The following is a 26,393-nucleotide window of genomic DNA, read 5'->3' on the forward strand; positions in this document are numbered from 1 at the left end:
GCCCCGCGGCAGTGGATCGCTCCTGCCGCGGGGCGCACCCATGCGCGGCGGCCGGGGGAGGGCGCGCGGAAGGGGAGGGACCGGATCACCGGTCCCTCCCCTTCCGTCGTGTCACCGTCGCCGGATTACCGCATGGCTCAGATCCCCTGCCAGTCCGGCTTCTCGTGGTACGCGTGACGGAAGTAGTCGGTCAGCTTCAGCTTGGAGGCCGCCGCCTCGTCCACCACGATCGTGGCGTGCGGGTGGAGCTGGAGGGCGGAGGCCGGGACGACCGCGGCGACCGGGCCCTCCACCGTCATCGCGACCGCGTCGGCCTTGCCCTCGCCGGTGGCCAGCAGCACCGCGTGGCGCGACTCCAGGATGGTGCCGATGCCCTGGGTGATGACGTGGTGCGGCACCTGGTCGATGTCGTCGTCGAAGAACCGGGCGTTGTCGACGCGGGTCTGCTCGGTGAGCGTCTTGATCCGGGTACGCGAGGCGAGCGAGGAGCACGGCTCGTTGAAGCCGATGTGCCCGTCCGTGCCGATCCCCAGCAGCTGGAAGTCGACCCCGCCGGCCTCGGCCAGCGCCTTGTCGTACGCCTCGCAGGCCGCCTGCACGTCCGCCGCGCCGCCGTCCGGGCCCATGAAGGACGCCTCGGTGAGACCGAGCGGCTCGACGACCTCGCGGAGCACCACCGAACGGTAGGACTCGGGATGTCCGGCCGGGAGGCCCACGTATTCGTCGAGCTGGCAGACCCGTGCACGCGTGACGTCCACGGCTCCGGTCCGGACCTTCTCGGTCAGCGCCCGGTAGACGGGCAGCGGGGTCGAGCCGGTGGCCACGCCCAGCAGGGCGTCGGGCTTGCGGGACAGCAGGGCCGCGATGGCTCCGGCGATCAGCTCGCCGCCCGCCGCGGCGTCCGGAACGATGACAACTTCCACGCTGTGCCTGCCGATCTGAAGAGTCCGGAAAGGTGGTATAGACCAATCTGATCTTAATTTAGCAGAATCCCGGGGGAGCGGAACGGCTCCGGGGGTGCCGTCCGGGAAGGGGTCCGGCCGCAGGCCGTCGGTGTGCCGGCGGGGGCCCTCGGCCCCACGGTCGACGTGCCTCAATTGTCGGACGATGTGAGCGTTGCGCGACCTCGTGAGGGGCGCCGGCCCGTCCGTCACCCGATCGGCCGAACAGGGCGGGCGTGCGGGCCGTCCCGGCCGCACCGTGTCGGCCGGGCGGCCCGCCCCTTTTCGCCTGCCGTGCCGCTCTCGTGGAGAGTCGCGGGAGAGCCGTCGGGGAACCCCCGGAGAGCCGCGGGAGGGCTGTCGGCGAGCTTCCCGGAGAGCAGTGGGGAAGGGTCGACCGGGCCGGGAACGAAGGCGCGGGCGCCCCTGCTGTGCCGCACCGTGCCACCGGGGCCGGAACGACGGTGTTTGCTGTTCGGGACGGCCCGCGAGGCGGCCGGGCGGGCCCGGGAACCCTGGCGCTCCGGGTCCCGACGTACCCGAGGGCCGTGGCGTACCGGGTCCGGACGTACCCGCGGGCCGCGGCGCCGGGACGGGACCCTCGGCCCGTCCGGCACCGCAGCCCGGAGCTGCCGGGCCGGAGGCGTGCGGTGCCACCGGCCACGGAGGCGCCGGCGCAGTCAGGGCAGAGAGCGCGACGCCTCGGTCCGTCCTCCTGTGCGGGGAGGACGGAGGTTCTTGACCTGTACATTGTGGACTAGACCATTTGTCCGTGTCCATGTGCGCGCAGCAGTGATTTCCGGCCATCCTCACCCGCGCACCCGTCCACGGACGTCCCGGACGATCGGTTCGAAAGCTCCCGCCGTCCACGGGTACGCTCGCACCCGTGCCCTCCATGAACGACCTCGTCCGCCAGCACACAGCCCTGAGCGAATCCGACCTCGAATGGCTCCATCTGCTGGTCTCGGAGTGGCAACTGCTCTCCGACCTCTCCTTCGCCGACCTCGTCCTGTGGGTTCCGACCCGCGACGGGACCCGGTACGTCTCCGTCGCCCAGATGCGGCCCAACACCGGTCCCACCTCCTACCAGGACGACATGGTCGGCCACCTCGTGCCGCGCGGCCGGCGCCCCCTGCTGGACGTGGCGCTCGACGAGGGCCGGATCGTCCGGGAGGGCGACCCCGAGTGGCGTGAGGAGGTGCCCGTCCGCGTCGAGTCCATCCCGGTCCGCCGCGAGGGCCGGGTGCTCGGCGTCATCGCCCGCAACACCAACCTGCTCACCGTCCGGACCCCGTCCCGGCTGGAACTCACCTATCTCCAGTCCGCGTCCGACCTCGCCCAGATGATCGCCGCCGGATCGTTCCCGTTCCCCGGCCAGCAGGTCGACATGGACGCCTCCCCGCGCGTCGGAGACGGCCTGATCCGGCTCGACGCCGACGGGATCGTGCAGTACGCCAGCCCCAACGGCCTGTCCGCGTACCACCGCCTCGGCCTGGCCTCCGACCTCGTGGGCCACCACCTCGGCACCACCACCGCGGAACTCGCGCCCTCCCGGGGCCCGGTGGACGAGGCGCTCGCCAAGGTGGCCAGCGGCTACGCCCCCCGCGAGTTCGAGGTCGAGGGCGACACCGGGGTCATCCAGCTCCGCGCCATCCCCCTCAAGCCCAAGGGGGTGCGCATCGGTTCGCTGGTGCTGCTCCGCGACGTCACGGAACTACGCCGCCGCGAGCGCGAGTTGATCACCAAGGACGCGACCATCCGGGAGATCCACCACCGGGTGAAGAACAACCTCCAGACGGTGGCGGCCCTGTTGAGACTCCAGTCCCGCCGGATGGACTCGGAGACGGGCCGCGAGGCGCTCAACGAGGCGGTGCGGCGCGTCGGTTCGATCGCCATCGTCCATGAGACGCTGTCCCAGAATCTGGACGAGCGGGTGGAGTTCGACGAGATCGCCGACCGGGTCATCGCGATGGTCGCCGAGATCTCGCCGGGCAAGGTCACCTGCCGCCGCACCGGCCGGTTCGGCATCCTGGACGCCGAAGTGGCCACCCCGCTCTCGATGGTGCTCACAGAAGTCCTGCAGAACGCCCTGGAGCACGCCTTCTCGGTCGCCGAACACGGCACGGTGGAGGTTTCGGCGGTGCGTGGCGGCTCCCCTACCGAGGGGCGGCTGCTGATCACCGTTCAGGACGACGGCCGCGGTCTGCCCGAGGGGTTCGACCCCCGCAAGGCCGGCAATCTCGGCCTCCAGATCGTCCGCACCCTCGTCGAGGGCGAACTGGGCGGCACCTTCGACATGGTCCCCGGGCCCGAGCGCGGCACCCATGTGGTGCTCGACCTGCCGGTCCGGGCCGAGAAATGACGACGCTCCGGTGGCCGGCTCCGAAGAGCCGGCCACCGGAGCGTGACACGGGGCACGGGAAGGGCCCGGACCGTCCAGACGAACGCTGTTGGTGACCAACAGCATCCGCGGTGACGGTCCGGGCCCTTCCCGGTGCTCACGTTGCGATGCGCTTCGGTGGTACTGCGCGCTGCGACTCGAAGGCGGGGCCGTGCGTACACTCCGTACGCGCCGCCGGGCTGAGGCTCTTGTCGCGGGGGCGTCGGTCAGGCGCTGGCGTTACGCGCCCGGTTGCGAGCGGCGCGGCGCTTCATGGCGCGGCGCTCGTCCTCGCTGAGGCCACCCCAGACGCCGGAGTCCTGGCCGGACTCGAGCGCCCACTGCAGGCACTGCTCCATGACGGGGCAGCGACGGCAGACGGCCTTGGCTTCCTCGATCTGCAGCAGCGCAGGACCGGTGTTGCCGATGGGGAAGAACAGCTCGGGGTCTTCCTCACGACAAACGGCGTTGTGACGCCAGTCCATGGCTGCTACCTCTCCTTGGTATTACGAATCTGTTGCTTGTGAATGTGAACGCTTTCACGAATCCCCCGACAAGTGAAGGGCCGACCCCCAGGCGAACTGGGTGTGGTCTTCGAGGTGAGGAGGGGTTCTGGCTCTCAGGGAGGCCGATGAAGCGGGCCGTCCCGAGCGCCATGTAGAGATTCCCAAACCTCGGCAGCGGATACAACCCCTTCTGGAAAGTTTTTTTTGAATCCTCGGTGTCGACTAGGTCACAGCCGTACTTCTATGGGGTGGGAGCCAGTCCAAACGTTCGAGTTAAAGGACTTTGGTCCCTTCCACTCACACAATCACACGCAGTGCACGGCGTACGCCTGTGAACGTCACGCTCGTACGCAGTCCCAGGTGGTCTCCGTCCATCTGGAACGGCAGCGGGACCTTTGAATGCAAGGTGAAGTCCGTGAGGTCATGCCGTGAAACCGCGTGCTTGCCCGAGGGCCCCTTTTCCGGGCTCGACGTGAGGAGCTGCGTGCCGTACCGGGCCACCGCGGCGGTCGACAGGCGCTTCAGGCCCAGCACGTCCAGCGCGGTGTCGAAGGAGGCGCGGGGCGAGGCGTATATCGGGCGATTGCCCAGGTAGGTCCAGGGGGCGGTGTTGCAGACTATGGACAGCGCCAGGTCCGTCACCGGGTCCTGCCCCGGCACCTCCAGCGTGATCGTCCCCTGCCGCCGGCGCGGCTCGTCCAGGAACTGCCGCAGGACCTGCCGGACGTAGAGCGCGTGCGTCGAACGCTTGCCGCCCTCGCGCTTCTGTTCGACCCGCCCGATCACCCCCGCGTCGAAGCCCAGCCCCGCGCAGAAGGTGAACCAGCGGTCCGGCGCGGCTTCGTCCCGCGTACCGGGCGTGCCCGCCGCCAGCCCCAGCCCGACCGTGCGCTCCCGCCGGTGCTCCAGCGCGTCCAGGATCGCCCCGGTCGCCTCCACGGCGTCGTTGGGCAGCCCCAGCGCCCGCGCGAACACATTGGTGGAACCGCCCGGCACCACGGCGAGGCTCGGCAGCCGGTCCGGGTCCGGGCCCCCGTGCAGCAGCCCGTTCACCACCTCGTTGACCGTGCCGTCACCGCCCAGGGCGACCACCAGGTCGATGTCGTCCGAGTCCGCCGCCCGACGGCCGAGATCCCGCGCGTGACCCCGGTACTCCGTGGTCACCGCGTCGATCTTCATCTCGCTGGCCAGCGCGTGGATCAGCACGTCACGCGTCCGCGCACTGGTGGTGGTGGCGGCTGGATTGACCACGAGGAGAGCGCGCATGTCCGCCAGCCTACCTACTGGGTGTTATCGGACCGAAGTCCCCGACTCCCCGCGCACCGGCGGTCACGGGCCGCGTCCGGAGCGGCCGGCCCGGACCCCCGGCTTCGCGTTCCGCGGTCCGGGGTGCCAACCTGGCGTGCGTGAGCAATCAGGAGAACACGCCCGCGGCGTCGCCCGCCCCGGAGAAGCCCGCCCGGATCGGGATCCTCGCCGCACTCACCGCCCTCGAAGGGGCGGCTCTCGCCGTCGGCGGGATCTACATGCTGGTCATGGGACTGCTCGGACGCCCCGAGAGCCCCGAGCAGGCGGAGACGGGCGGCCTGACGATCATCGCCCTCGGACTCATCCCGCTCCTCGCGGCGCGCGGCCTGCTGCTGCGCCGCAGCTGGAGCCGCGGCCCCACGCTCGTCACCCAGATCATGGCGCTGCCGGTCGCCTGGACGCTGCTCCGCGCCCAGGGCGCGCTGATCCCCGCCGGGATCGTCCTGGCCGCCGTCGCCGTCACCGCGCTGGTGCTGGTCCTCAGCCCGGCCACCACCCGCGAGCTCGGCATCCGCGGCCCCCGGCCGGCCCCCACCGCCGACGCCCCCGAGGCCTGAACCCCGCAGCCCGGCTCGCCGTGAGCCGGATCCTCCGGAGCCGGGCGGGGGCCCGGCACCCCGGAGGCATACGGGTCCCGCTACTCCTCCACCAGGAGGCGTTCACGGAGCTGCGCCAGGGTGCGCGCCAGCAGCCGCGAGACGTGCATCTGCGAGATGCCGACCTCCTGGGCGATCTGCGACTGGGTCATGTTCCCGAAGAACCGCAGCAGCAGGATCCGCTTCTCCCGCGGCGGCAGACCCTCCAGCAGCGGCTTCAGCGACTCCCGGTACTCCACGCCCTCCAGCGCCTCGTCCTCGGAACCCAGCGTGTCCGCGACGGCCGGCGACTCGTCGTCCGTGTCCGGCACGTCCAGCGACAGGGTGCTGTAGGCATTGGCCGATTCCAGCCCCTCCAGCACCTCCTCCTCGGAGATCCCGAGCCGTTCCGCCAGCTCGTGCACGGTCGGTGAGCGGCCGTGCTGCTGGGACAGCTCCGCGGTGGCCGTCGTCAGCGACAGCCGCAGCTCCTGGAGCCGGCGCGGCACCCGCACCGCCCAGCCCTTGTCCCGGAAGTGCCGCTTGATCTCCCCGACGACCGTCGGCGTCGCGTACGTGGAGAACTCCACCCCGCGGTCCGGATCGAACCGGTCCACCGACTTGATCAGGCCGATCGTGGCGACCTGGGTGAGGTCGTCCAGCGGCTCGCCGCGGTTACGGAACCGGCGGGCCAGGTGCTCCACCAGCGGCAGGTGCATCCGCACCAGCCGGTTGCGCAACTCTGCCTTCTCCGGTGAGCCCTCGGGCAGTTCCCGGAGCTCCAGGAACAGCGCGCGGGCACCGTTCCGGTCCGGCCGCTCGTGGTGCCCGTGCTCGCTCATCCAGTCCGCCCGCTCCTGCGGCTGCTGCACCGCGACCGTGGCGCCGCCGGGCCCGTCCGCCCCGTCCTCCGGGTGCGGGCGCGCCTGCTGCTCCGGGATGTGCTCCGGGATGGCCGTGGGCCCCACCACCCCCGGTCGGATCGTCTCGTCCCGCACAGTGCCGTCCCCGTTTCCGTCGCTCACGCCGGCCCGGGTCCCGCGCCGCGCTGTTTGTGGAGGCTGATGCTGACCGTGCGGTCGTCCGCCACGGTGGATTCGACCTTCCCGGCCAGGGCCGCCAGTACGGTCCAGGCGAACGTGTCGCGCTCCGGCGCCCGGCCGTCCGTGGTCGGGGCGGACACGGTCACTTCCAGCGAGTCGTCGACGAGCCGGAACACGCAGCTGAGGACGGAGCCGGGCACGGCCTGCTGGAGCAGGATCGCGCAGGCCTCGTCGACCGCGATGCGAAGGTCCTCGATCTCGTCGAGAGTGAAGTCCAAACGCGCTGCGAGACCGGCCGTGGCCGTCCGCAGCACCGACAGGTAGGCACCCGCAGCGGGCAGCCGGACTTCTACGAAGTCCTGATTCCCGGGCTCGCCTGCGATCTGGGACACCCTCACCTCCAAGGTGGCACAAACTCATTCGAGGCCCCGGGTGGAATCCCCGGAGCCAAACGGTCCGTCGTCGGTTCTCGTTTTCGGCGACGCTATCGCGACCCATGATGCCGTGTCGCCGGGACCCCATCCCCTGTCGGTCACTCATGGTAAGCATAGCCGCACGCAACGTGGCTAGGGTTCTGCGGGGGTCAATGACGAAGACCCGGCGCCGGTTTGACGTACCCAGGCGTCGGACGATCGAACCGCGTCAGACGATCGAACCGTCGACGTAGCACCAGCGCCAGTCCTCGCCCGGTTCGAAGCTGCGGGCGATCGGATGCCCGGTCGCCTCGACGTGCGCGGTCGTGTGCCGCAGCGGCGAGGAGTCGCAGCAGCCGACGTGGCCGCAGGTCAGGCAGAGCCGCAGCTGCACGGGGTGCGTACCCGCCGCCAGGCACTCGGTACAGGTGTCACTGAGCGGCGCGGGCTCGGGGCGGGGCAATTCGGCTACGTGCGGGCACTCACTCATGATGGCCAGGTTACGACGGATGCGAGGACCCAACACATGGACGCTCTGCCCCTGGTCGCCCTGGTCGCCGCCAGTGCCGCGGTCGCCGGCGCCGCACGCCGCACCCCGGTGCCCGCCCCGCTGCTGCTCGTCGCGGCCGGGCTGATCGCCGCGTACCTGCCGGGGGTGCCCGACTACACCCTCGACGCGCACATCGTGCTGCCCCTGCTGCTGCCGCCGCTGCTGTACACCGCGGCGATCGACAGCTCCTATCTCGACCTGCGGGCCAACGCCCGCCCCATCGCCCTGCTGTCGGTGGGGTACGTGCTCTTCGCGACCCTCGCGGTGGGCGGGCTCGCCTACTTGCTGGTGCCCGACCTGCCGCTCACCGCCGCGCTGGTGCTGGGGGCGGTCGTCGCGCCGCCGGACGCCGTGACGGCCGCCGCCATCGCCCGCCGGGTCGGACTGCCCGCCCGGGTCACCACCATCCTCCAGGGCGAGTCGCTGGTGAACGACGCGACCGCGATCACCGCGTTCAAGGTGGCACTGGCCGCCGCCGTCGGCGCCGGCATGAGCTGGGGCGACGGCGTCCGGGAGTTCCTGCTCGCCTCGGTCGGCGGGGTCCTGGTCGGCCTGGTGCTGATGGTGCCGCTGCACTGGCTGCGCACGCACCTGAAGGAGGCGCTGCTCCAGAACACCCTGTCGCTGCTGATCCCGTTCGTCGCCTACGCGGCGGCGGAGCGGGTGCACGCCTCCGGTGTGCTGGCGGTCGTGGTGGTGGCCCTCTACCTCGGCCACCGCTCCTGGCAGGTCGACTTCGCCACCCGCCTCCAGGAGGCCGCGGTCTGGAAGATGGTCGCGTTCGTCCTGGAGTCGGCGGTGTTCGCCCTCATCGGGCTCCAACTGCCGTTCGTACTGCGCGGGCTCGGCACGTTCTCCGTGGCCGAGGCGCTGATGTACGCGGTCGGAGTGTTCGTAGCGGTGGTCGTGGTCCGCTTCGTCTGGGTCTACCCGGCCACCTATCTGCCGCGGCTCTCCGCCCGGGTGCGCGAGCGCGAACCGGAGACCACCTGGAAATCGCCGCTGATCGTCGGCTGGGCGGGGATGCGCGGGGTGGTCTCGCTGGCGATCGCCTTCTCCATCCCGCTGACCACCGACGACGGCGACGGCTTCCCGGCGCGCAACCTGGTGCTCTTCCTGACCTTCACCACGGTGATCGGCACCCTGGTGGTCCAGGGGCTCTCGCTGCCGCTGCTGGTGCGGGCCCTCAAACTGCCGGGCCGGGACCGGCGCGGCGACACGCTCGCCGAGGCGCAGGCGCAGAGCCAGGCGTCGACCGCCGCCGAGAACCGGCTGGACGAACTGCTGGCCGACGAGGACAACGCGCTGCCGCCGCCGCTCGCCGACCGCCTGCGCACGGTCCTGGAGCGTCGCCGCAACGCCGTCTGGGAGCGGCTGGGCACCCCGAATCCGGTGACCGGCGAGTCCGCGGACGACACCTACCGCCGGCTCTCCCGCGAGATGATCGAGGCCGAGCGCGCGGTGTTCGTGCGGCTGCGGGACGAGCGCCGGATCGACGACGAGATGCTGCGGACGCTGCTGCGGAGGCTCGACCTGGAGGAGGCGGCGGCCTACCGGGAGTCCGACGCGTCCTGACCGGGGGGACCGGGCGGAACGTCCGGTTCCGGCCGGTCTCCGGGGAGGCCGGGCGCGGGCCGGTTTCCGGGGAGGCCGGGTGCGGGCCGGCCTCCCGGAACGCCGGGTTCCGGACGTCCGGTGATCACGGCGGTCAGCCGGGTGCCCGGCGCGAAGGCGCCCTCGCCGGCCAGCGCGGTGAGCGCGTACAGCAGCCGGGCGACGTAGACCCGCTCGACGGGCAGGCCGTGCCGGTCCTCGAAGTCGTCGGCGAAGGCGGTGAGTTCGGGCGGGGTGCGCGCGTAGCCGCCGAAGTGGAAGCGCTCCTCCAGGGTCCACCGGCCGGCCGGACCGCCGAACGCCTCGGTCTGGAGCGCCCGCACCGTCTCCCCGAGGAAGCCGCCCCGCAGCACGGCGACGCCGAGGGCCCGCTGCCCGGGGTCCAGCCCGGCGGCCAGGCCCGCCAGGGTGCCGCCGGTCCCGCACGCGACGGCGGCCGTGTCGGTGCGCCCGCACAGCTCCCGGCCGAGCTCCGTGGCGCCCTGTGCGGCGAGGGCGTTGCTGCCGCCCTCCGGGACCACCACGGCGTCCCCGAGGAGGCTCAGCAGCCCTTCCAGGACCTCGGGACGGCCCTTGGCGCGGTAGGTCGCCCGGTCCACGAAGTGCAGCCGCATCCCGTCGGCCGCGCACCGGGCGAGCGAGGGGTTGAGGGGGCGGTGCGCCAGTTCGTCGCCGCGCACCACGCCGGTGGTGCGGAAGCCGAGCAGCCGCCCGGCGACGGCGGTGGCGCGCAGGTGGTTCGAGTACGCCCCGCCGAAGGTCAGCACCGGCCGGCCGCCCGCCGCCGCGATGTTGGGCGCCAGCTTGCGCCACTTGTTGCCCGGCAGGTCCGGGTGGATCAGGTCGTCCCGTTTGAGCAGCAGCGTCACCCCGGCCCGCGCGAACCGCCCGTCGTGGATCTCCTGGAGCGGGGAGGGCAGGCGGGGGCGCAGGGCGGCCATGAAGTCGGGGACGGAACTCACCGGGCCATTGTCGCCGGTGGGGGAGGGGCTCGGCGCGACGGACGCCCCGGGGCGGCTGCCCGGGGCGTCCGCGCGGTCATCGGGGGCGGATCATTTCAGGCGGTCGTGGATGCGGGTGCGCATGGCCGTCATGGAGAAGCCGCGGGGGTCGACCTTGCCGGGCTGCCACTCACGGTGGCCGATGACGGAGGGCGCGCCCCAGCCGTGGTGGCGGCAGACGGCGGCCGCGGCCTTCTCGATGGCTTCGAGCTGGACCTCGGGCCAGGGGTCCTCGCCGTCGCCGAGGTTCTCGCACTCGAAGCCGTAGAAGTGCCGGTTGCCGTCGGTATTGGCCTGGTTGTCGGAGGGGAGCCGCTTCTCGGCGACGACGGCGCGCAGGACGTCGTCGTCGCCGAGGCCGGCGTGGTTGGCGCGGCCGTGGCCGACGAGGTGGACGCGGCCGTCCTTGGTGATGACGCCGTGGCAGAGCGGACCGGGGAGCGTGTCGTGACCGTCGCGGCAGAGGCGGACGGTGGGGGCGGAGCCGCGGGTGGCGGTGTGATGGATCATCACGCCGTGGACCGGCCCCCAGGGGCCCTGCTGATTGCGGTTGTGGGTACGCCAGTCGCCCACCTGGACGACGGTGAGACCTTCGTCCTTGAGGGCCTTGAGGAAGCTGCTCGCTGACATGGGGGTGGACATGGCCTGCTCCTGACGGTGCTCTGCGGTTCACGGTGCTCGGCGGTGCTGGTGTCCCGCCGTCACCGGACGCCGTACGGCGGCGGGGCGGTGGGAGCGGGCGGCGGCGGGGCGTTCGGTGCGGAGGAGTCGGTCCGTACACCGCTTGTACCGGAATCGGGGCATCCGGTCTATTCGTTCGGGAACTGTGCGAGCGGATCCGGACATCCGGAGAGCGCCGCGCGGGCCGCCGGTCGAGCTGCCCCGTCAAGGCCGGATTAGTCGCACTCTTTTGTGTAATGGCGGACGACTCCCACTGCTGAAAGGCTTCTTCCGCAGGTCAGCCCATGATCGAGAGGACGTCAGATGTCCGTTGGTGAAGAGGTCCGGGACACGCAGCCCGCGTCCCAGCAGTCTCTGGGGACGGCGGCCGCGCGGAACCTCGCGACGACCACCAAGTCCGCGCCGCAGATGCAGGAGATCACCTCCCGGTGGCTGCTGAAGTCGCTGCCGTGGGTGCAGGTGCAGGGCGGTACGTACCGGGTGAACCGTCGGCTCAGCCACTCGGTCGGGGACGGCCGGGTGACCTTCGTGCAGACCGGCGACCGGGTGTCGGTCATCCCCGCCGAACTCGGGGAACTGCCCGCGCTGCGGGACTACGACGACGCGGAGGCGCTCGCCGAGCTGGCGCGCAGGTGCGAACAGCGCGAGGTGGCGGCGGGGGAGGTCGTGGCCGGGGCGGGGGACCCGGCGGACCGGGTCTTCCTGCTGGCCCACGGCCGGGTGGAGAAGATCGGCACCGGCCCCTACGGGGACGAGACGGTACTCGGAGTCCTCGCGGACGGCTCGTACTTCGGGGACCGGTCCCTCGTCGACGGCGACGCGCGCTGGGAGCACACCACGCGTGCCACGACCGCCTGCACCTTCCTGATGCTGCGCCGTTCCGACGTGGTGAACCTCGCGGCGCGCGTCGACTCGCTCCGCGACCACCTCACGGGCCTGCTCTCCATCCCGCACCAGCGCACCAACGCCTACGGCGAGTCGGCGATCGACCTGTCCGCCGGGCACGTCGGGGAGGCCGTCGTCCCGAACACCTTCGTGGACTACGAGGCGGCGCCCCGCGAGTACGAACTGAGCGTCGCCCAGACCGTGCTGAAGGTGCACAGCCGGGTCGGCGACCTCTACAACCAGCCGATGAACCAGACGGAGCAGCAGGTGCGGCTGACCGTCGAGGCGCTGCGCGAGCGCCAGGAGCACGAGCTGATCAACAACCGCGAGTTCGGGCTGCTGAACAACTGCGACTACGAGCAGCGGCTGCAGCCGCACGACGGCGCGCCGAGCCCGGACGACATGGACGAACTGCTGTCCCGGCGGCGCGGATCGAAGCTGTTCCTGGCCCACCCGCGGGCCATCGCCGCCTTCGGCCGCGAGTGCAGCCGGCGGGGCCTGGTGCCGGAGAGCGCCGACATCGGCGGACAGCACGTGACGGCCTGGCGCGGGGTGCCGATCCTCCCGTGCGACAAGATCCCGGTCACCGGGGCGCGCACCACCTCGATCATCTGCATGAGGACGGGCGAGGCCGAGCAGGGGGTGATCGGACTCCACCAGACCGGCATCCCCGACGAGATCGAACCGAGCCTGTCCGTCCGGTTCATGGGGATCGACGAGAAGGCGATCGTCTCCTACCTCGTGACGGCGTACTACTCGGCGGCCATCCTGGTACCCGACGCGCTCGGGGTCCTGGAGAACGTGGAGGTCAGCCGCCGGCACTGAGGTCACCGCGGTACGTCCCGGCGCCCGGCGCGCCCGGGACGGACCTCGCCCGCACCACGTGCACCACCGTCGCCCCCGGCCGGCACCGGCCGCCGGGGGCCACCGGCGACAGAGGGAGTGACCGTGACCATGACGAGTACGGACGCCGCGACCGGGGGCCATGAGGCCGCGGCGCTGCTGGAACGCACCCGGGCCGTCGTCGACCCGCGGCTGAGGGCGGCGGTGGGTTCGCTTCCGGGCGGCATGCGCAGGGTCGCCATGTACCACTTCGGCTGGGAGAACGCCGACGGCACGGCCGCCTCGGGAGAGGCGGGCAAGGCCATCCGGCCGGCCCTGGTGCTGGCCGCCGTCCGCGCGCTGGGCGGCGACCCGGAAGCGGCGGTGCGGGCGGCGGTCGCGGTGGAACTGGTCCACAACTTCACGCTGCTCCACGACGACGTCATCGACGAGGACGCCACCCGCAGGCACCGGCCCACCGCCTGGGCGGTGTTCGGCGTCCCGGACGCCGTGATCACCGGCGACGCGATGCTCGCGCTCGCCCAGCGGCTGCTGGCCGAGGACACCCACCCGGCCGCTCTGCCGGCCTCGGCGCGCCTGTCCACCTGCGTCATCGAACTCTGCGCCGGCCAGCAGGCGGACTGCGCGTTCGAGGAGCGCCCGCCCGAGGAGGTGTCGCTCGACGAGTGCCTGACGATGGCGATGGCCAAGACGGGGGCCCTGCTCGGCTGCGCCTGCGCGATCGGCGCGTTGTACGCGGGCGGCTCGGAGCGGGCGGTCGGGGCGATGGACGGATTCGGCCGGGAGGCCGGTCTGTCGTTCCAGCTCATCGACGACCTGATCGGCATCTGGGGCGACCCGGCCCGCACCGGGAAGCCGGTCGGGGCGGACCTGACGGCCCACAAGAAGTCCCTGCCGGTCGTCGCCGCGCTGACCTCGGGCACCCCGGCGGCGGCCGAACTGGCCGCGCTCTACCGGGGCGCGATGGACACCCCCCAGGAGGTGGCGCGGGCCGCGGACGCGGTCGACCGGGCGGGCGGCCGGGACTGGGCCCAGACCGGCGCGGCCGACCGGATGGCCCGTGCGGTGTACCACCTCTCGCGGGCCGTGCCCGACCTGTCCGCGGCGGGCGACCTGCTGGCCCTGGCGGAGTTCGTCACGCGCCGCACCCACTGAGACGGGACTCCGGGTAGTCACGATCCCGGGGCGGGACGCGGGACGCGGGACGCGGGGCGGGGGACGCGGGACGCGGGGCGGGGGGCGGGGGACGCGGGGCGGGGGACCGGCACCCGGGGAAACGCCGTGCCCCGGCCGGGCGTGCGGGAGAGGCTGACGCGGGAGAGGCGGGCACGCGGGTGGGCCGGACGTGCGGGAGGGGCGGCCAACCCGCACGGCCGCCCCTCCCGTCGTACCCGGCCCGCCGTGGGTGCACGCGGGCGGACCCCGCGTCAGCGGCGGGCGACTCCCTCGGCGCGGGCGGCGGCGGCCACGGCGGCCGTCACCGCCGGGGCGACCCGCTCGTCGAACGGCGACGGGATGACGTAGTCGGCGGCCAACTCGTCGCCGACCACGGCGGCCAGCGCGTCGGCGGCCGCGATCTTCATGCCCTCGGTGATCCGGGAGGCCCGGACCTGGAGGGCGCCCGCGAAGATGCCGGGGAAGGCCAGCACGTTGTTGATCTGGTTCGGGTAGTCCGAACGCCCGGTGGCCACGACCGCCGCGTACTTGTGCGCGACGTCGGGGTGGACCTCGGGGTTCGGGTTGGCCATGGCGAACACGAAGGCGCCGGGGGCCATCGAGGCGACGGCCTCCTCGGGGACCGTGCCGCCCGAGACGCCGATGTAGACGTCGGCGCCCGCCAGTGCGGCCTCCAGGGGCCCGGTGAGGCCCGCCCGGTTGGTGAGCTCGGCCAGCTCGCGCTTGACGTCGGTGAGGTCGTCGCGGTCGCGGCTGACGATGCCCTTGCGGTCGGCCACGGCGACGTCGCCGATACCGGCCTCCAGCAGGAACTTCGCGATGGCCACCCCGGCCGCGCCCGCGCCGGAGATGACGCCGCGCAGGTCGCCCAGCGTCCGGCCGGAGAGCTTCGCGGCGTTGCGCAGGGCGGCGAGCGTCACGACGGCGGTGCCGTGCTGGTCGTCGTGGAAGACCGGGATGTCGAGCCGCTCCTGCAGCTTGCGTTCGATCTCGAAGCAGCGCGGCGCGGAGATGTCCTCCAGGTTCACGCCGCCGAAGGACGGGGCCAGCCGGACGACGGTGTCGACGATCTCGTCCGCGTCGGTGGTGGCCAGCGCGATCGGCACCGCGTCCACGCCGCCGAACTGCTTGAAGAGGATCGCCTTGCCCTCCATCACGGGCAGCGAGGCCTCCGGGCCGATGTCGCCGAGCCCGAGGACCGCGGTGCCGTCCGTCACGACGGCCACGACCTGGGACTTCCAGGTGTAGTCGTGGACGAGTTCCGGGTTCTCCGCGATGGCCGAGCAGACCTTCGCGACGCCGGGGGTGTAGGCGAGGGACAGGTCGTCCTTGTCGCGGATCGGCACGGTCGCCTGGACGGCCATCTTGCCGCCGCGGTGGAGCGCGAAAGCCGGGTCGAAGGGGTCGTCCGCCCCGACGCCCTGATGATCCGGTCCGCTGCCGGTGGTGCTGTCGCTGCGAGGATTGACGATCTCCGCTGCCATGGTGTCGACCCCTTCGGTCTTCTTCGTTTGAGGGTGGCCACTCCTGGTCGAGGAGGGGTGGGCGGGCACCGCGTACGGCCGCCTCCCGGCGGATGGCCGCCGGGAAGGGAAGTCGTACGCGCGGGCGCGCCGCACACGCGCCCCGAGCCCCGGATGAGGGGTGTAAAGGTCTTTCTTACCGGACCGACCATGCCCCGGACGAGTCCATATCGGCGCGGTGACGTGACTCATAGTCGAATATCTCGATAAGTCCGCTCGGCCGCGCAGGTGTCACGAGGGATGCCGGATGGCCCGGAGATTCTCCGGCCGGAGGCTGCAAATCCCGCAGATGGTCCGGTCCTGACGTACCGGCCTGCTGGGTTCGGGGGTCGCCCGTTACCCGATTTTGACATGCCTGTGCCTCTGGATGGGTCCGTCCGAATGGCAAGATGCCTCATCACACACGGTGGCGACGCCCGAAGACGCGTTCGTCTTCACCTGATATTTGCTCACTTTTCACCGCCGGAGGTACCCCACCATGACCGCACGCACCCTCTGTCGTACGGCCGCCGGACCCCGTTACGCGGCCGTCGCCGCCCTAGCGGTCGCCGGCACGATGCTGCTGGCCGGCTGCGGCGACCAGACCGACAGCGCCACCTCCAAGGACACCGGGAAGTCCTCCGAGTCCGCCGCCCCGCTCGCGGACCTGCTGCCCCAGAACATCAAGGACAAGGGCGTCATCAAGGTCGGCTCCGACATCGCCTACCCGCCGGTCGAGTTCAAGGACGAGTCCGGCAAGACCGTCGGTATCGACCCCGACCTGGCCGCCGCGCTCGGCAAGCAGCTCGGCGTGAAGTTCGAGTTCGAGAACGGCACCTTCGACACCCTGCTCACCGGGCTGCGCTCCAAGCGCTACGACCTGGCCATGTCGGCGATGACGGACACCAAGGACCGCCAGGAGGGCGTGGATTCCTCGACCGGCAAGAAGGTCGGCGAGGGCGTCGACTTCGTCGACTACTTCACCGCGGGCGTCTCCATCTACACCAGGAAGGGCGACGACAAGTCCATCGCCACCTGGTCGGACCTCTGCGGCAAGAAGATCGTGGTCCAGCGCGGCACCGTCTCGCACGACCTCGCCAAGGCCGAGAGCGAGAAGTGCGGCGGCAAGGGCAAGATCTCGATCGAGGCGTTCGACAACGACCTGGAGGCCCAGACCCGGCTGCGCGGCGGCGGCGCCGACGCCGGTTCCTCCGACTTCCCGGTCGCCGCGTACGCGGTGAAGACCTCGGGCGGCGGCAACGACTTCCAGCTCGTCGGTGAGCAGGTCGAGGCCGCCCCGTACGGCATCGCGATAGCCAAGGGCAACGACGAGCTCACCAAGGCCGTTCAGGCGGCCCTGGACGCGATCATCAAGAACGGCGAGTACGGCAAGATCATCTCCAAGTGGGGCGTCGACGCGGGCGCGGTCACCGAGGCGAAGCTCAACGGCGGTTCCTGACCCCCGGTCCTGCGTTGAGAGGCAACACCTGTGACTGACATCGAGAAGACGGGGCGGGCGGCCACCCCTCCCGCCCCGTCGGCGGGGCCGGAGGCGATCAGGGCCATCCCGGTGCGCCACTACGGCCGGTACGTCTCCGCCGTGATCGCGCTCGCGCTGCTGGCGACGCTCGTCTACGCGTTCGCCGGCGCCGACATCAACTGGGGCGCGATACCCGACTACTTCTTCGACGACCAGATCGTCGAAGGGGTGAAGAACACCGTCGTCATCACCGTCCTGGCCATGATCATGGGCGTGGTGCTCGGCGTGGTGCTCGCCGTGATGCGGCTGTCCAAGAACCCGGTCACCTCCGCCATCGCGTGGGGCTACATCTGGTTCTTCCGCGGTACGCCGGTCTACGTGCAACTGCTCGTCTGGTTCAACCTGGGCATCGTCTTCGAGTACATCAACCTCGGGCCGATCTACAAGGACGAGTGGTCGTCCTTCATGACGCCCATGCTCTGCGCCCTGCTCGGCCTCGGCCTCAACGAGGCGGCCTACATGGCGGAGATCTGCCGGGCCGGCCTCCAGTCCGTGGACGAGGGCCAGACCGAGGCGGCGCACGCGCTCGGCATGAGCCACGGCAAGACGCTCCGCCGGATCGTCGTCCCCCAGGCGATGCGGGTGATCGTGCCGCCGACGGGCAACGAGGTCATCAACATGCTGAAGACCTCGTCGCTGGCGGTCGCCGTCCAGTACACCGAACTGCTGCGGTCCACCCAGAACGTGTCGCAGACCTCGGGCGCGACCGTCGAGATGCTGTTCCTGGCGGCGGCCTGGTACATGGTGCTCACCTCGGTCCTCAGCGTCGGCCAGTACTACCTGGAGCGGCACTACGCGCGCGGCTCCAGCCGCAGCCTGCCCGACACCCCGTTCCAGCGGATCAGGGCCACCATGCTCTCGCTGGGCCGTCCCAAGGGAGGCGCCGCATGACCCCCACCCCGATGGTGAAGGCCGAAGGCGTCCACAAGTCCTTCGGCGCCGCGCACATCCTCAAGGGCATCGACCTGGAGGTCGCCCCGCGGGAGGTGTTCTGCCTGATCGGCCCGTCCGGCTCCGGCAAGTCGACGTTCCTCCGGTGCATCAACCACCTGGAGAAGGTCAGCGCCGGCCGGCTCTCGGTCGACGGCGAACTGGTCGGCTACCGGCAGAAGGGCGACAAGCTCTACGAGCTGAAGGACAGCGAGGTCGCCCTGAAGCGCCGGGACATCGGCATGGTCTTCCAGCGCTTCAACCTGTTCCCCCACATGACGGCCATCGAGAACGTCATGGAGGCCCCGGTCCAGGTCAAGGGCGAGACGAGGGCCGTGGCCAGGGCCCGCGCCGAACGGCTGCTCGACCGGGTCGGCCTCGCCGACAAGGCGAACAACTACCCCTCCCAGCTCTCCGGCGGCCAGCAGCAACGGGTGGCCATCGCACGCGCCCTGGCGATGGAGCCGAAGCTGATGCTCTTCGACGAGCCGACCTCGGCCCTCGACCCGGAACTGGTCGGCGACGTCCTCGACGTCATGCGCGGCCTCGCCGAGGACGGCATGACGATGATCGTCGTCACCCACGAGATGGGCTTCGCCCGCGAGGTCGGCGACGCGCTCGTCTTCATGGACGACGGCGTGGTGGTCGAGTCCGGCCACCCGCGCGACGTCCTGACCAACCCGCAGCACGACCGCACGAAGTCCTTCCTGTCGAAGGTGCTGTAACCGCGGCACCCGTGCCACGGAACGAGGGGCGATACGCGGCCGACCGGCCCGTACCGCCCCTCTTCCCGCGTCCGGGGACGCCCCCTCGACCGGTTTCGGTGTCACGCGGCCGGACGTGCGGAGTTCCTTCCGGCCGGTTCCGGTGTCATGCGGCCGGACGCAGCTCCGGACGCAGCATCAGCTCGCGCAGCTGCGTTCCCGTGAGCGGGGCGGCGCCGAGCAGGGGCCCCTGCGCATCCGGCCCCGTGAAGCCGCTGCTGGCCCGGACGAGCAGCATGTCGCCGTTCTCCAGCGCCAACCGTCCCACGGTCTCGGGGCCCCACTGCGGCGTACCGCCGTCCCCACCGCGCATCGTGTCGGTCCAGGTGGCGAGAGCGCGCCCGTCCGGCAGCACCTCGCTCACGCAGCCCGTACGGCCCGGCTCGGCGGACACGGCCTCGCACGGATCGTCGCCCGCGGTGATCCCCTTGCCCGCGAGTTCCTCCGCGCTCCGTACGGAGACCAGCAGATAGCCCACGCCGCCGCCTCCGTCCCGGTGGACCGCGTACTGGCCGTCCAGTGGGCCCGCCGTCCGCTCCCGGTCCTCCGCCGCGGCGTGCTTGATGAGCACGGCCAGGGAGACCGGTTCGAGCCTCCCCGTGCCGGCGGGCAGCAGCGCCTCCAGCCGCCCGGCCCGGTCCGGGGCGCCGGCGGACGCGACGGACGCGGCGGCCACCGAGGACTGGCGCACCGCCGTACCGTCCGACCAGTGCGGCAGTGCCACCGCCCCGGCCGCCACCGCCGCGAGGACCGCGACGGACGCGCCGGCGCGGCGCCGGCTCCGGGCCCGCGCAACCCCGGCGTACACCGTTCCGGTCGTCAGCGAGGGACGGCCGGCCTCCGCGGCGGCGCGCTCCAGCAGTTCCTTGACGTCGTTCACACCAGTTCCTCCGTCGTCATCACGACACGCAGCGCCGCCAGCCCGCGGGCCGTGTGGCTCTTGACCGTGTTCTGCCGCATTCCGAGCGCCTCGGCCGTGGCCTCCACGCTCAGGTCCTCCCAGAAGCGGAGCACCAGCACCGCCCGCTGCCTGGCCGTCAGCCGGGCGAGCGCCTGTCTGACGTGCAGGCCGGTGTCCGAGTCCGGCACCGGCCCGGCCCGGTCGGGCAGCTCGCCGTACGCCTGTTCGCGGCGCCAGAACCGGCGTCGGGAGGCGATGAAGGTGTTCACCAGCGTCTTGCGCGCGTACGCCTCGACATCGTCGAGCCGGCCGTGGCGCCGTCCCCCCAGCACGACCTTGACCAGCGTCGTCTGCACCAGGTCCTCGGCCTCGTGCCGGTCTCCGCACAGCAGATACGCGCTGCGGTACAGCGCGGTGCGGCGTGCCTCGACGAAGGAGTGCAGTGCGGCATCGTCGTCGATCCGCATTCCCGCCCCTTTCCCGGCCCGCCCGCGCGGACCGTCCCACCCTTCCAGTGCGGTGGGGCGGGCGGGAGGTTGCGGCGCGGGCGTGCGGGCGGTGCGGGCCGGTGCGCCCGCGCCGTCCGGTGATCTCCGGGGCCGGTTCGTTCCACGACGAGGGCCCCTTCGGGCCGCTTCCCCGCCCGGCCGCTTCCCCGCCCTGTCACCCCCTGCCGGGGTCACTTCACCGCGAGCACCAGGGTGTCCGAGGGGGAGGCCCAGACGGGGCGGGCCTCGCCGAAGCCGGCGGCGCGCAGGGTCTCGGCGTGCCAGTCGGCCGACGGCACGTCGCCGTCGGCGTGCTCTCCGAAGATCGCGAAGCGTTCGGCGGTCGGGCCCGCGAGCACCGGGTCCTGTGCCGCCACGGCCCACCACTGGGCCCAGTCCAGCACGCCGGCGGCCTGGGCGCGGTCCATCCCGGCGTGCCGGTGGGCGCGTTCGGCGGCGTTGATCCGCGGGGTGGCGGTGTCGGTCATCCGGTCGGCGTTCATGAACACGCCCCCGTCCCGGACCAGTCCCGCGATCCGCCCGTAGAGCGCGGCGAGCGGGCCGCTGTGCAGCCAGTGCAGAGCGGTGGCCGTCAGCACCGCGTCGTACGAGGAGTGGGGGAGGGCGTCGGTCCAGTCGGGGGCGGTGAGGTCGGCGGTCACGAAGGAGACCCGGTCGTCGCCGTCGAAGGTGCCGCGGGCGATCGTGAGCAGCGCCGGGTCCAGATCGACGCCGGTGCTCGTCGCCTCCGGGAACCTGCGCAGCAGCCGGTCCGTAATACTTCCCGTACCGCAGGCGAGATCGAGCACCCGCGGGGCCGGACCCACCACGGCCCCCACCATGTCCAGCATCACCCGGAACCGCTCCTCGCGGTCCGGCATGTACCACTCCTGCTGCCGGTCCCAGCTCTCCTGCCAGGAGCGCCAGTCGGTGGGGATCGTCGTTTTGGTCATCAGGACCTCCGTGTGCCGGGCAGCTCGACGGGGCTCGGCGCGGCTCGGTGCGGCTGCCAGTCGATGTAATGGCCGAGTATGCCCTATGGCTATTACGATGGCTGGTGCGCAGTGGCTCGCCCGTGCAGACCCCAGCCCGACACTGTAAGGACTACAAGTGGAACTGGCCTATTACTCGGACTATGCGGTTCGTCTGGTCAACACCGAGGCGCCGGCCCGGAACAAGGACGCCCTCACCAGTGTCGGGGCCGTCCGCGAACTGTTCGGCGCCAACTCCCAGGCGGCCCGCCGGGCGACCGAGGCCGACGTGACCCGCTTCCGCTCGGTGCGGGGCCGGCTGCGCGCGGTCTTCGAGGCGGCCGACGAGGGCGACGAGACACTCGCCGTCGACCTGCTGAACTCGCTGCTGCTGGAGTTCCCGGTCAGCCCGCAGATCTCCGGCCACGACGTACGGGACGAGGACGGCACCCCGGACTGGCACATGCACCTGGCCGACCATCCGTCCAACGCCACCGCAGGCTACGCGGCCATCGCCGCGATGGGCCTCGCCTTCCACCTCACCTCGCACGGCGCGGACCGGCTCGGCCTCTGCGAAGCGGCCCCGTGCCGCAACGCCTACCTGGACACCTCGACCAACCGGTCCCGCCGCTACTGCTCCGACCGCTGCGCGACCCGCGCCAACGTGGCCGCCTACCGGGCCCGCAAGCGGCTGGAGGCGGAGGAGCGGGCCGAGGAGGAGAGCGTGCGCAGCGCGGACGCCGTCCAGCCCAGTACCCCTCGCACCGAACGCTGATCCCGGGTCAGCGGGCGCAGCCGGACCAGGGCCCTCGCCAGCACCAGTTCCTCGGGAACCGTCCCGTAGACCGTGCTGTCGCCGCCCGCGAAGCTGTTGTCCGCCAGCACCCACCAGCCGCCCGGACGGCGTTCGGCCGCCCGCTTCACCACCAGCAGGTCCTGCTGGAACGGATGACGCAGGATCACCACGTCCCCGGGGCGCACCCGCGCCCCGTACCGCACCAGCAGCCGGTCCCCGTGGTAGAGCGTGGGCACCATGGAAGGGCCCGTCACCTCCACCACCTGGAACGGCACCCTGGCCGCCCGTCCCGCACCGGGCTCCTGCCCCGCACCGGGCTCCTGACCCGCCTCCGGCATCCCTGCCACCTCCCCGGTCCGCCGTTCGTACGGCCTCCAGTACACCGCCCCGGCCTCCGCCGGGTGCCGCCGCCCTCCCGGCAGGAGGCCGCGCCGTCCCGCCGCGGGACTCATCCGCACCCGGACTTTTGGCCTAAGCCCCCGGGGGCACTCGCGAAAACAGGTGTCCCACGGAGTAATGTCCCACCTGAGAAGACGATCACGAGGAAGGACAGCGCCATGCTTTCCCGCCTGTTTGCCCCCAAGGTGAAGGTCAGCGCCCACTGCGACCTGCCCTGCGGCGTGTACGACCCGGCCCAGGCCCGCATCGAGGCGGAGTCCGTCAAGGCCGTCCAGGAGAAGTACCAGGCCAACGAGGACGCGGACTTCCGCACCCGCTCGGTCCTGATCAAGGAGCAGCGCGCGGAGCTCGCGAAGCACCACGTCTCGGTGCTCTGGAGCGACTACTTCAAGCCGCCGCACTTCGAGAAGTACCCCCAGCTCCACCAGCTGGTCAACGACACCCTGAAGGCGCTCTCCGCCGCCAAGGCGTCGAACGACCCGGCGACCGGTCAGAAGGCGCTCGACCTGATCGCCGAGATCGACAAGATCTTCTGGGAGACCAAGAAGGCTTGATCTTGTCAGGCCGTTCGCACCCGCGTTTCCGCGGGCACGGACGACCCGACCGACCGCACCCGGTCCGCCGGCCGCCGATCATGGCGTCCGTGGCGGGCCGGGTGCGGTGTTCTTCGCCCGGCCACATGCGCCACGTGCTGACTGCGGACACGTGGCCGGGGACCATCCGACCCGCTTGACGCTCGCCCCGCCAGCGATGGGCGCGGAGGCGAAGAAGTGCCGCAGGCCGTGGATCACCATGTGCGGCAGCTCGACGGGTTTGCGGCCCTCATGCTCGGCAGACTTTTTCTCGGCCGCCGTCGGCGGCGAGGGTCAAGCCGCCGGGGCAACCGCGCCTGCTTGAGGAGCAGCCGGACGGTCCGAGGTGGGTTCGTTGATCACGGCCGCAGTGTTCCGGCCGACTCCGACATCGGCAGTGCCGCTCCCTGCCAAAGACCGCAGGCGGTTCACGCTCGAGCATCAGTCGTCAGACGGGTAGCGGGTAACTGCGAGACCCATGTCGTGAGCTCGGTCAGGTGCTCGGACTGCAGCCCGAGATGTGGGTCGGGTTGCACGAGGAGGGTCGGCACCCCCCTGGCGGTGCGCTTCGCGGCCCAGGCGTGGTCGAGGCTGGTGAAGTCGTCGTCGATCCAGACGGCGGGAGCTTTACCGAGCCAGGTGTCGACGTGGTCGCGTTTCCAGAGGTAGCCGTTGGGGTGGCTGGTGGTGATCTGGGGGCGCGGTAGGTCGAGGTAAGGGAAGTCGGGCAGCCCCAGTAGAGGGCCGACGATCGTGGTGGCGTCCTTGCGCCAGCTCGAGCACCACACGGGGGTGACGAGTCCGCCAGCCAGGAATTCGGTGAGAAGGCCGCCTTGGCGCGGGTCGAGCCAGATGGGCACGGGGGCGTCTGGGTGCCGGCCGGTGGGCAGGACGGTGTGGCGGATGTGGGTGGGCGGGGTGCTGCCGTCGGCGGCCGGGAACGGGATGAGAACGCCGTCGATGTCCAGGAGCAGGTAGGGCAGGGGCATCGTTGCCTCCGTCGGTCAGCGTTTGCGGGCGGTGATCAGGAGGGTGGTGGGCCACGGGTCGCGGCGCGGGTGCCGCAGCTCCACCGCCGAGGTGATGCCCAGGCCGGTCCGGGAGAGGTGAGCTCCCCAGCGGCGGGCGTCGAACTCCCATCGAGTGAGCGGAAGTCGCGTGCGGTCGGGCATGGTGACGTAGTCCTCGCGCGGACGGTCGTCCGTGGATGGATGTCTTCCGGCCCGTGCCGGGTGAGGGACGGAGAAGGCCAGGACACCGCCCGGTTTCAGGCGTCGGGAAATGGCGGCGAGGAGGAGCTCGGGGGCGACGAGGCCGACGGCGCCGAAGACGGAGTAGATCGTGTCGAAGGCCTGGCCGGTGGCCTGAAGGTGGTGCAGTGCGTGGCCAGCGGCGAACGTGGCGCCGTCGATGTGGCCGTAGTGGGAGCGGGCCCGGCGTACCTGGAGGCCGATCAGGTCTACGCCGGTGACGCGGGCCTGGTGATGCATCGCGAGGTGGGCCACGTTGTGGCCGGGGCCGCAGCCCAGCTCCAGGACGCGTTTACCGCACAGGCCCCGGCCCAGGATCTCGGCGCCGGGACCGATGCCCGCGTGGGTACTCCATTCCATCCGGGCCGGTGCGCTGAGGGCGTGCGCAGGGGCAGCGGCTGTGCGCTGGGCTGCATGGGCGTACCAGGGGGAGACCTGGGCGAGCACCTAGACCTCCAGGAGTTGGACCACATCGCCCAGGTGGCGGCGGACGACGGGGATGTACGCGGGGTCCTTGGCCGGGTCGTTGATCCAGCGGATGGCCTGTTCCATGAACCACTCCACGGCCCACATGCGGTGCCAGCCCAAGGACCATGCCTCGGCGGTCAGGCCGCCCCGGGCGGCGAGAGCGTCCTCGTGGCCGCCTGCGGTGACGTACTGCTCCAGGAACACCCGCATGCGGAAAGGGCTCGGTACGTCGATGGTGCCGTGGTAAGAGGCGAGGTCGATCAGGCCGGGCCCGGTGAAGGCGCGGGCGAAGTCGAGGAGGTGCCAGCCGTGTTCTCCGATGTGGACGCTCGTGGGGTGGAACTCCGAGTGGACCCATCCGAACGGGTCGAGCGTCGCCCCCTGCGCACGAGCCTCGGCCGCCGCGGAGATCTTCCCCAGCGCGGCCTCGATGTCGTCGCAGTCCGTCCACCGGTCGGCTTTCCGTAGCCGCTGGAGGTGATCGAGGGCTCGGTCGGGCAGGGCTGCGAGGCCCGCTCCGTCGAGGATGGGCAGACCGTCCGCCGGGCGGGCGGCGTGGAGCATGACGGCTGCAGCGACCCCGTCGAGGTCGTCCGCGTTCCGTACGGGAGTGCCGAGGTCGTCCATGAGCAGCCCGAGCCACTTGTCCTGCGTGGCAGTGGCGTGGAGGGCGGGGACCGGGAGGCCGCGCTGGTATGCCGCCCGCAGGGCCTGGGCCTCGCGGTCGAAGGGCTCCTTGGCGTACTTGAAAACGGCTGTGGTGCCGTCGGGGAAGGCGACGCGTTCGACGCCGGACATGCCCCAGACGCGAATCTCGGCACGTTCGGGGAGGGGCTTGCCGACGAGGTTGCACAGGTCGTCCAGCAGGGCGGTGGGCAGGCTCTGGTCCATGAGGGTCTCCAGGGAGCTGTTGGGCTCCGGGGCGGGCACGCGCGTGCTGGCCCGCCCCGGAGCCGTACTGGGGCGGGGTTACTCGGCTGCGGTCACGCGGCGGGCGTAGATCTGCTCGATCCAACCCGCCTTGAACTCGGCCAAATCGTCACGGAAGTTGGCCATCGAGGCACCGTAGGGCGCGACGACGCCGCCGGACTGGTCCGGCACGGACTGGCAGCCGTGCACCAGTCGGCCGCCGAGCGCGGCGTGGGCCTTGATGGACTCGATCCGGCGGTGCTCGTTGAACCAGCCGCCGTGGTAGACCTCGTCCAGCATTCCGCCCGTCTCGTCGTCCGGGTCGAAGACGACGGAGGTGGCGGCGGGGAAGAACCAGCACGGGCCGACGTTGGAGATGCGCCCGTCCAGTTCGACCTTGTTGAGCGCCATGAGCGTGGCGGCCTCGCGCAGCATGCGCAGGTGGTCGGTGGTGATCTGCGGGAGGCCGAGGCCGGCCAGGTGCTCCTCGCGGAAGAGGTACGCGTACACCCCGTACGCCGTCGTCAGCACACGGGCGGCGTCGGAGGTGGATTCGCTGTGCTGCTTGATGAAGTCGAGCGCGAGCTGCTCGACCGCGCTCTCGGTCGTCTCGTCCACGTTCAGGAGCTGCGCCTTCACCAGCTCCCAGTCGGCGACGAGCCAGGTGTTGGACTCGAAGCGGAAGAAGTAGTCGGCCGGGTCGATGGTGATGCGTCGGCCGTCGACCTGGATGCCGGGCAGGCGGTTCCAGCGCGGGTCGAAGGCGTCGGGCAGCTCGACCGTGATGGCCGTGGTGTCGATGGTGGTCACCGTGTCTCCGTCTCTGATCGTCCGGACCGGGGCACAGGAGTGCCCGAGCCCGTTGGGGCGTACGGAACTTGGGGGCCGCCCGCCCGTGATTCCGTGAGTGGGCGGCTGTCGATAAGTGAACCGCCCGCTACGCAGAGTGGGTACGGTGTGACCGAGGCCAAGCGGTATACGCGGTTT

Annotated in this window: 27 protein-coding genes; 10 read left to right on the forward strand and 17 right to left on the reverse strand. The window is 71.6% G+C overall.

Annotated features, from left to right (window positions below):
• Positions 1 to 137: 137 nt before the first annotated feature.
• Positions 138 to 923: a glucosamine-6-phosphate deaminase gene (gene nagB, locus Q0994_RS03380; RefSeq protein ID WP_299528668.1), complete on the reverse strand. Its 786-nt coding sequence runs from the start codon at positions 921 to 923 to the stop codon at positions 138 to 140.
• Between the two features lie 913 nt (positions 924 to 1,836).
• Between nagB and Q0994_RS03385 the strand changes: the two genes are divergently transcribed.
• Positions 1,837 to 3,303 (forward strand): sensor histidine kinase, encoded by a 1,467-nt coding sequence (locus tag Q0994_RS03385; protein ID WP_299529257.1) that lies wholly within the window; start codon positions 1,837 to 1,839, stop codon positions 3,301 to 3,303.
• Positions 3,304 to 3,548: 245 nt separating this feature from the next.
• Here Q0994_RS03385 and Q0994_RS03390 read toward each other — a convergent pair whose 3' ends face one another.
• On the reverse strand, positions 3,549 to 3,806 hold the full coding sequence (locus tag Q0994_RS03390; RefSeq protein WP_003953983.1) for a WhiB family transcriptional regulator: 258 nt from the start codon (positions 3,804 to 3,806) through the stop codon (positions 3,549 to 3,551).
• 318 nt (positions 3,807 to 4,124) lie between these two features.
• Entirely contained in the window at positions 4,125 to 5,093 is a 969-nt protein-coding gene (locus Q0994_RS03395) for a diacylglycerol kinase family protein (RefSeq protein ID WP_299528837.1), read from the reverse strand.
• Between the two features lie 140 nt (positions 5,094 to 5,233).
• On the opposite strand from Q0994_RS03395, the gene Q0994_RS03400 reads away from it, so the two are divergent.
• Complete coding sequence (locus tag Q0994_RS03400) at positions 5,234 to 5,692, forward strand: hypothetical protein (protein ID WP_299528839.1); 459 nt, start codon at positions 5,234 to 5,236, stop codon at positions 5,690 to 5,692.
• 80 nt (positions 5,693 to 5,772) lie between these two features.
• Here Q0994_RS03400 and Q0994_RS03405 read toward each other — a convergent pair whose 3' ends face one another.
• The 3 genes from Q0994_RS03405 to Q0994_RS03415 form a co-directional block, all read right to left on the reverse strand.
• Entirely contained in the window at positions 5,773 to 6,708 is a 936-nt protein-coding gene (locus Q0994_RS03405; RefSeq protein ID WP_299529258.1) for an RNA polymerase sigma factor SigF, read from the reverse strand.
• 23 nt (positions 6,709 to 6,731) lie between these two features.
• Positions 6,732 to 7,145: an anti-sigma regulatory factor gene (locus tag Q0994_RS03410; RefSeq protein ID WP_266708962.1), complete on the reverse strand. Its 414-nt coding sequence runs from the start codon at positions 7,143 to 7,145 to the stop codon at positions 6,732 to 6,734.
• Between the two features lie 250 nt (positions 7,146 to 7,395).
• Positions 7,396 to 7,656 carry a UBP-type zinc finger domain-containing protein gene (locus tag Q0994_RS03415; protein ID WP_299528846.1) on the reverse strand — a complete coding sequence of 87 codons (261 nt, stop codon included), beginning with the start codon at positions 7,654 to 7,656 and terminating at the stop codon, positions 7,396 to 7,398.
• Positions 7,657 to 7,692: 36 nt separating this feature from the next.
• Here Q0994_RS03415 and Q0994_RS03420 point away from each other — a divergent pair, with 36 nt between their 5' ends.
• The gene (locus Q0994_RS03420; protein WP_299528849.1) at positions 7,693 to 9,291 is read left to right on the forward strand and encodes a Na+/H+ antiporter; all 1,599 of its coding nucleotides are present in this window, start codon (positions 7,693 to 7,695) and stop codon (positions 9,289 to 9,291) included.
• Here Q0994_RS03420 and Q0994_RS03425 read toward each other — a convergent pair.
• Together Q0994_RS03425 and Q0994_RS03430 are read right to left on the reverse strand one after the other, a co-directional pair.
• A complete protein-coding gene (locus Q0994_RS03425) occupies positions 9,267 to 10,271 on the reverse strand; it encodes a 1-aminocyclopropane-1-carboxylate deaminase/D-cysteine desulfhydrase (protein WP_299529259.1) in 1,005 nt (334 codons plus the stop codon). The two genes, Q0994_RS03420 and Q0994_RS03425, sit on opposite strands and share 25 nt — an antisense overlap.
• A gap of 111 nt (positions 10,272 to 10,382) precedes the next feature.
• Entirely contained in the window at positions 10,383 to 10,973 is a 591-nt protein-coding gene (locus tag Q0994_RS03430; RefSeq protein WP_299528852.1) for an N-acetylmuramoyl-L-alanine amidase, read from the reverse strand.
• Positions 10,974 to 11,315: 342 nt separating this feature from the next.
• Here Q0994_RS03430 and Q0994_RS03435 point away from each other — a divergent pair, with 342 nt between their 5' ends.
• Together Q0994_RS03435 and Q0994_RS03440 are read left to right on the forward strand one after the other, a co-directional pair.
• The gene (locus Q0994_RS03435; protein WP_299528855.1) at positions 11,316 to 12,722 is read left to right on the forward strand and encodes a family 2B encapsulin nanocompartment shell protein; all 1,407 of its coding nucleotides are present in this window, start codon (positions 11,316 to 11,318) and stop codon (positions 12,720 to 12,722) included.
• 129 nt (positions 12,723 to 12,851) lie between these two features.
• Positions 12,852 to 13,895, forward strand: a complete 1,044-nt coding sequence (locus Q0994_RS03440; protein WP_299528858.1) for a family 2 encapsulin nanocompartment cargo protein polyprenyl transferase — start codon at positions 12,852 to 12,854, stop codon at positions 13,893 to 13,895.
• Between the two features lie 272 nt (positions 13,896 to 14,167).
• Here Q0994_RS03440 and Q0994_RS03445 read toward each other — a convergent pair whose 3' ends face one another.
• The gene (locus tag Q0994_RS03445; protein WP_299528861.1) at positions 14,168 to 15,400 is read right to left on the reverse strand and encodes an NADP-dependent malic enzyme; all 1,233 of its coding nucleotides are present in this window, start codon (positions 15,398 to 15,400) and stop codon (positions 14,168 to 14,170) included.
• A gap of 517 nt (positions 15,401 to 15,917) precedes the next feature.
• Here Q0994_RS03445 and Q0994_RS03450 point away from each other — a divergent pair.
• From Q0994_RS03450 to Q0994_RS03460, 3 genes are read left to right on the forward strand one after another with little or no spacing between them, the layout of a single operon-like run.
• The gene (locus tag Q0994_RS03450; protein WP_299528864.1) at positions 15,918 to 16,877 is read left to right on the forward strand and encodes an ABC transporter substrate-binding protein; all 960 of its coding nucleotides are present in this window, start codon (positions 15,918 to 15,920) and stop codon (positions 16,875 to 16,877) included.
• 30 nt (positions 16,878 to 16,907) lie between these two features.
• The gene (locus Q0994_RS03455; protein ID WP_299528866.1) at positions 16,908 to 17,849 is read left to right on the forward strand and encodes an amino acid ABC transporter permease; all 942 of its coding nucleotides are present in this window, start codon (positions 16,908 to 16,910) and stop codon (positions 17,847 to 17,849) included.
• Positions 17,846 to 18,613 (forward strand): amino acid ABC transporter ATP-binding protein, encoded by a 768-nt coding sequence (locus Q0994_RS03460; protein ID WP_299528869.1) that lies wholly within the window; start codon positions 17,846 to 17,848, stop codon positions 18,611 to 18,613. Before Q0994_RS03455 ends, Q0994_RS03460 begins: the two co-directional genes overlap by 4 nt.
• Positions 18,614 to 18,758: 145 nt before the next feature.
• On the opposite strand, the gene Q0994_RS03465 is transcribed toward Q0994_RS03460, so the two are convergent.
• The 3 genes from Q0994_RS03465 to Q0994_RS03475 all read right to left on the reverse strand — a co-directional run bounded on the left by Q0994_RS03465 (position 18,759) and on the right by Q0994_RS03475 (position 20,994).
• On the reverse strand, positions 18,759 to 19,532 hold the full coding sequence (locus Q0994_RS03465; RefSeq protein ID WP_299528872.1) for a hypothetical protein: 774 nt from the start codon (positions 19,530 to 19,532) through the stop codon (positions 18,759 to 18,761).
• On the reverse strand, positions 19,529 to 20,020 hold the full coding sequence (locus tag Q0994_RS03470) for a SigE family RNA polymerase sigma factor (protein ID WP_299528875.1): 492 nt from the start codon (positions 20,018 to 20,020) through the stop codon (positions 19,529 to 19,531). Before Q0994_RS03470 ends, Q0994_RS03465 begins: the two co-directional genes overlap by 4 nt.
• Positions 20,021 to 20,232: 212 nt before the next feature.
• Positions 20,233 to 20,994, reverse strand: a complete 762-nt coding sequence (locus tag Q0994_RS03475; protein WP_299528878.1) for a trans-aconitate 2-methyltransferase — start codon at positions 20,992 to 20,994, stop codon at positions 20,233 to 20,235.
• A 157-nt stretch (positions 20,995 to 21,151) separates the two neighbouring features.
• Here Q0994_RS03475 and Q0994_RS03480 point away from each other — a divergent pair, with 157 nt between their 5' ends.
• On the forward strand, positions 21,152 to 21,787 hold the full coding sequence (locus Q0994_RS03480; protein WP_299528881.1) for a CGNR zinc finger domain-containing protein: 636 nt from the start codon (positions 21,152 to 21,154) through the stop codon (positions 21,785 to 21,787).
• On the opposite strand, the gene sodX is transcribed toward Q0994_RS03480, so the two are convergent.
• Positions 21,685 to 22,146 (reverse strand): nickel-type superoxide dismutase maturation protease, encoded by a 462-nt coding sequence (sodX, locus tag Q0994_RS03485; protein WP_299528884.1) that lies wholly within the window; start codon positions 22,144 to 22,146, stop codon positions 21,685 to 21,687. The genes Q0994_RS03480 and sodX overlap by 103 nt on opposite strands.
• 219 nt (positions 22,147 to 22,365) lie before the next feature.
• Between sodX and sodN the strand changes: the two genes are divergently transcribed.
• Positions 22,366 to 22,761, forward strand: a complete 396-nt coding sequence (sodN, locus tag Q0994_RS03490) for a superoxide dismutase, Ni (protein ID WP_299528887.1) — start codon at positions 22,366 to 22,368, stop codon at positions 22,759 to 22,761.
• A 446-nt stretch (positions 22,762 to 23,207) separates the two neighbouring features.
• Here sodN and Q0994_RS03495 read toward each other — a convergent pair whose 3' ends face one another.
• From Q0994_RS03495 to Q0994_RS03510, 4 genes are all read right to left on the reverse strand, one after another.
• A complete protein-coding gene (locus Q0994_RS03495; protein WP_299528890.1) occupies positions 23,208 to 23,768 on the reverse strand; it encodes an HAD domain-containing protein in 561 nt (186 codons plus the stop codon).
• A 15-nt stretch (positions 23,769 to 23,783) separates the two neighbouring features.
• Positions 23,784 to 24,476 (reverse strand): bifunctional 2-polyprenyl-6-hydroxyphenol methylase/3-demethylubiquinol 3-O-methyltransferase UbiG, encoded by a 693-nt coding sequence (locus Q0994_RS03500; protein WP_299528893.1) that lies wholly within the window; start codon positions 24,474 to 24,476, stop codon positions 23,784 to 23,786.
• The gene (locus tag Q0994_RS03505; RefSeq protein ID WP_299528896.1) at positions 24,477 to 25,388 is read right to left on the reverse strand and encodes a phosphotransferase; all 912 of its coding nucleotides are present in this window, start codon (positions 25,386 to 25,388) and stop codon (positions 24,477 to 24,479) included.
• A gap of 78 nt (positions 25,389 to 25,466) precedes the next feature.
• A complete protein-coding gene (locus tag Q0994_RS03510; RefSeq protein WP_299528899.1) occupies positions 25,467 to 26,216 on the reverse strand; it encodes a hypothetical protein in 750 nt (249 codons plus the stop codon).
• Positions 26,217 to 26,393 lie beyond the last annotated feature (177 nt).

The organism is uncultured Streptomyces sp. (genome assembly GCF_947488945.1).
GTDB lineage: Bacteria > Actinomycetota > Actinomycetes > Streptomycetales > Streptomycetaceae > Streptomyces.

What these genes read in the sequence shown, in the direction of transcription:
- Q0994_RS03385 (WP_299529257.1), top strand. Translation starts at nt 1,837, where the DNA reads ATGAACGACCTCGTCCGCCAGCACACAGCCCTGAGCGAATCCGACCTC.
- Q0994_RS03390 (WP_003953983.1), bottom strand. Translation starts at nt 3,806, where the DNA reads ATGGACTGGCGTCACAACGCCGTTTGTCGTGAGGAAGACCCCGAGCTG.
- Q0994_RS03395 (WP_299528837.1), bottom strand. Translation starts at nt 5,093, where the DNA reads ATGCGCGCTCTCCTCGTGGTCAATCCAGCCGCCACCACCACCAGTGCG.
- Q0994_RS03415 (WP_299528846.1), bottom strand. Translation starts at nt 7,656, where the DNA reads ATGAGTGAGTGCCCGCACGTAGCCGAATTGCCCCGCCCCGAGCCCGCG.
- Q0994_RS03420 (WP_299528849.1), top strand. Translation starts at nt 7,693, where the DNA reads ATGGACGCTCTGCCCCTGGTCGCCCTGGTCGCCGCCAGTGCCGCGGTC.
- Q0994_RS03425 (WP_299529259.1), bottom strand. Translation starts at nt 10,271, where the DNA reads ATGGCCGCCCTGCGCCCCCGCCTGCCCTCCCCGCTCCAGGAGATCCAC.
- Q0994_RS03430 (WP_299528852.1), bottom strand. Translation starts at nt 10,973, where the DNA reads ATGTCCACCCCCATGTCAGCGAGCAGCTTCCTCAAGGCCCTCAAGGAC.
- Q0994_RS03435 (WP_299528855.1), top strand. Translation starts at nt 11,316, where the DNA reads ATGTCCGTTGGTGAAGAGGTCCGGGACACGCAGCCCGCGTCCCAGCAG.
- Q0994_RS03440 (WP_299528858.1), top strand. Translation starts at nt 12,852, where the DNA reads ATGACGAGTACGGACGCCGCGACCGGGGGCCATGAGGCCGCGGCGCTG.
- Q0994_RS03445 (WP_299528861.1), bottom strand. Translation starts at nt 15,400, where the DNA reads ATGGCAGCGGAGATCGTCAATCCTCGCAGCGACAGCACCACCGGCAGC.
- Q0994_RS03450 (WP_299528864.1), top strand. Translation starts at nt 15,918, where the DNA reads ATGACCGCACGCACCCTCTGTCGTACGGCCGCCGGACCCCGTTACGCG.
- Q0994_RS03460 (WP_299528869.1), top strand. Translation starts at nt 17,846, where the DNA reads ATGACCCCCACCCCGATGGTGAAGGCCGAAGGCGTCCACAAGTCCTTC.
- Q0994_RS03470 (WP_299528875.1), bottom strand. Translation starts at nt 20,020, where the DNA reads ATGCGGATCGACGACGATGCCGCACTGCACTCCTTCGTCGAGGCACGC.
- Q0994_RS03475 (WP_299528878.1), bottom strand. Translation starts at nt 20,994, where the DNA reads ATGACCAAAACGACGATCCCCACCGACTGGCGCTCCTGGCAGGAGAGC.
- sodX (WP_299528884.1), bottom strand. Translation starts at nt 22,146, where the DNA reads ATGCCGGAGGCGGGTCAGGAGCCCGGTGCGGGGCAGGAGCCCGGTGCG.
- sodN (WP_299528887.1), top strand. Translation starts at nt 22,366, where the DNA reads ATGCTTTCCCGCCTGTTTGCCCCCAAGGTGAAGGTCAGCGCCCACTGC.
- Q0994_RS03495 (WP_299528890.1), bottom strand. Translation starts at nt 23,768, where the DNA reads ATGCCCCTGCCCTACCTGCTCCTGGACATCGACGGCGTTCTCATCCCG.
- Q0994_RS03505 (WP_299528896.1), bottom strand. Translation starts at nt 25,388, where the DNA reads ATGGACCAGAGCCTGCCCACCGCCCTGCTGGACGACCTGTGCAACCTC.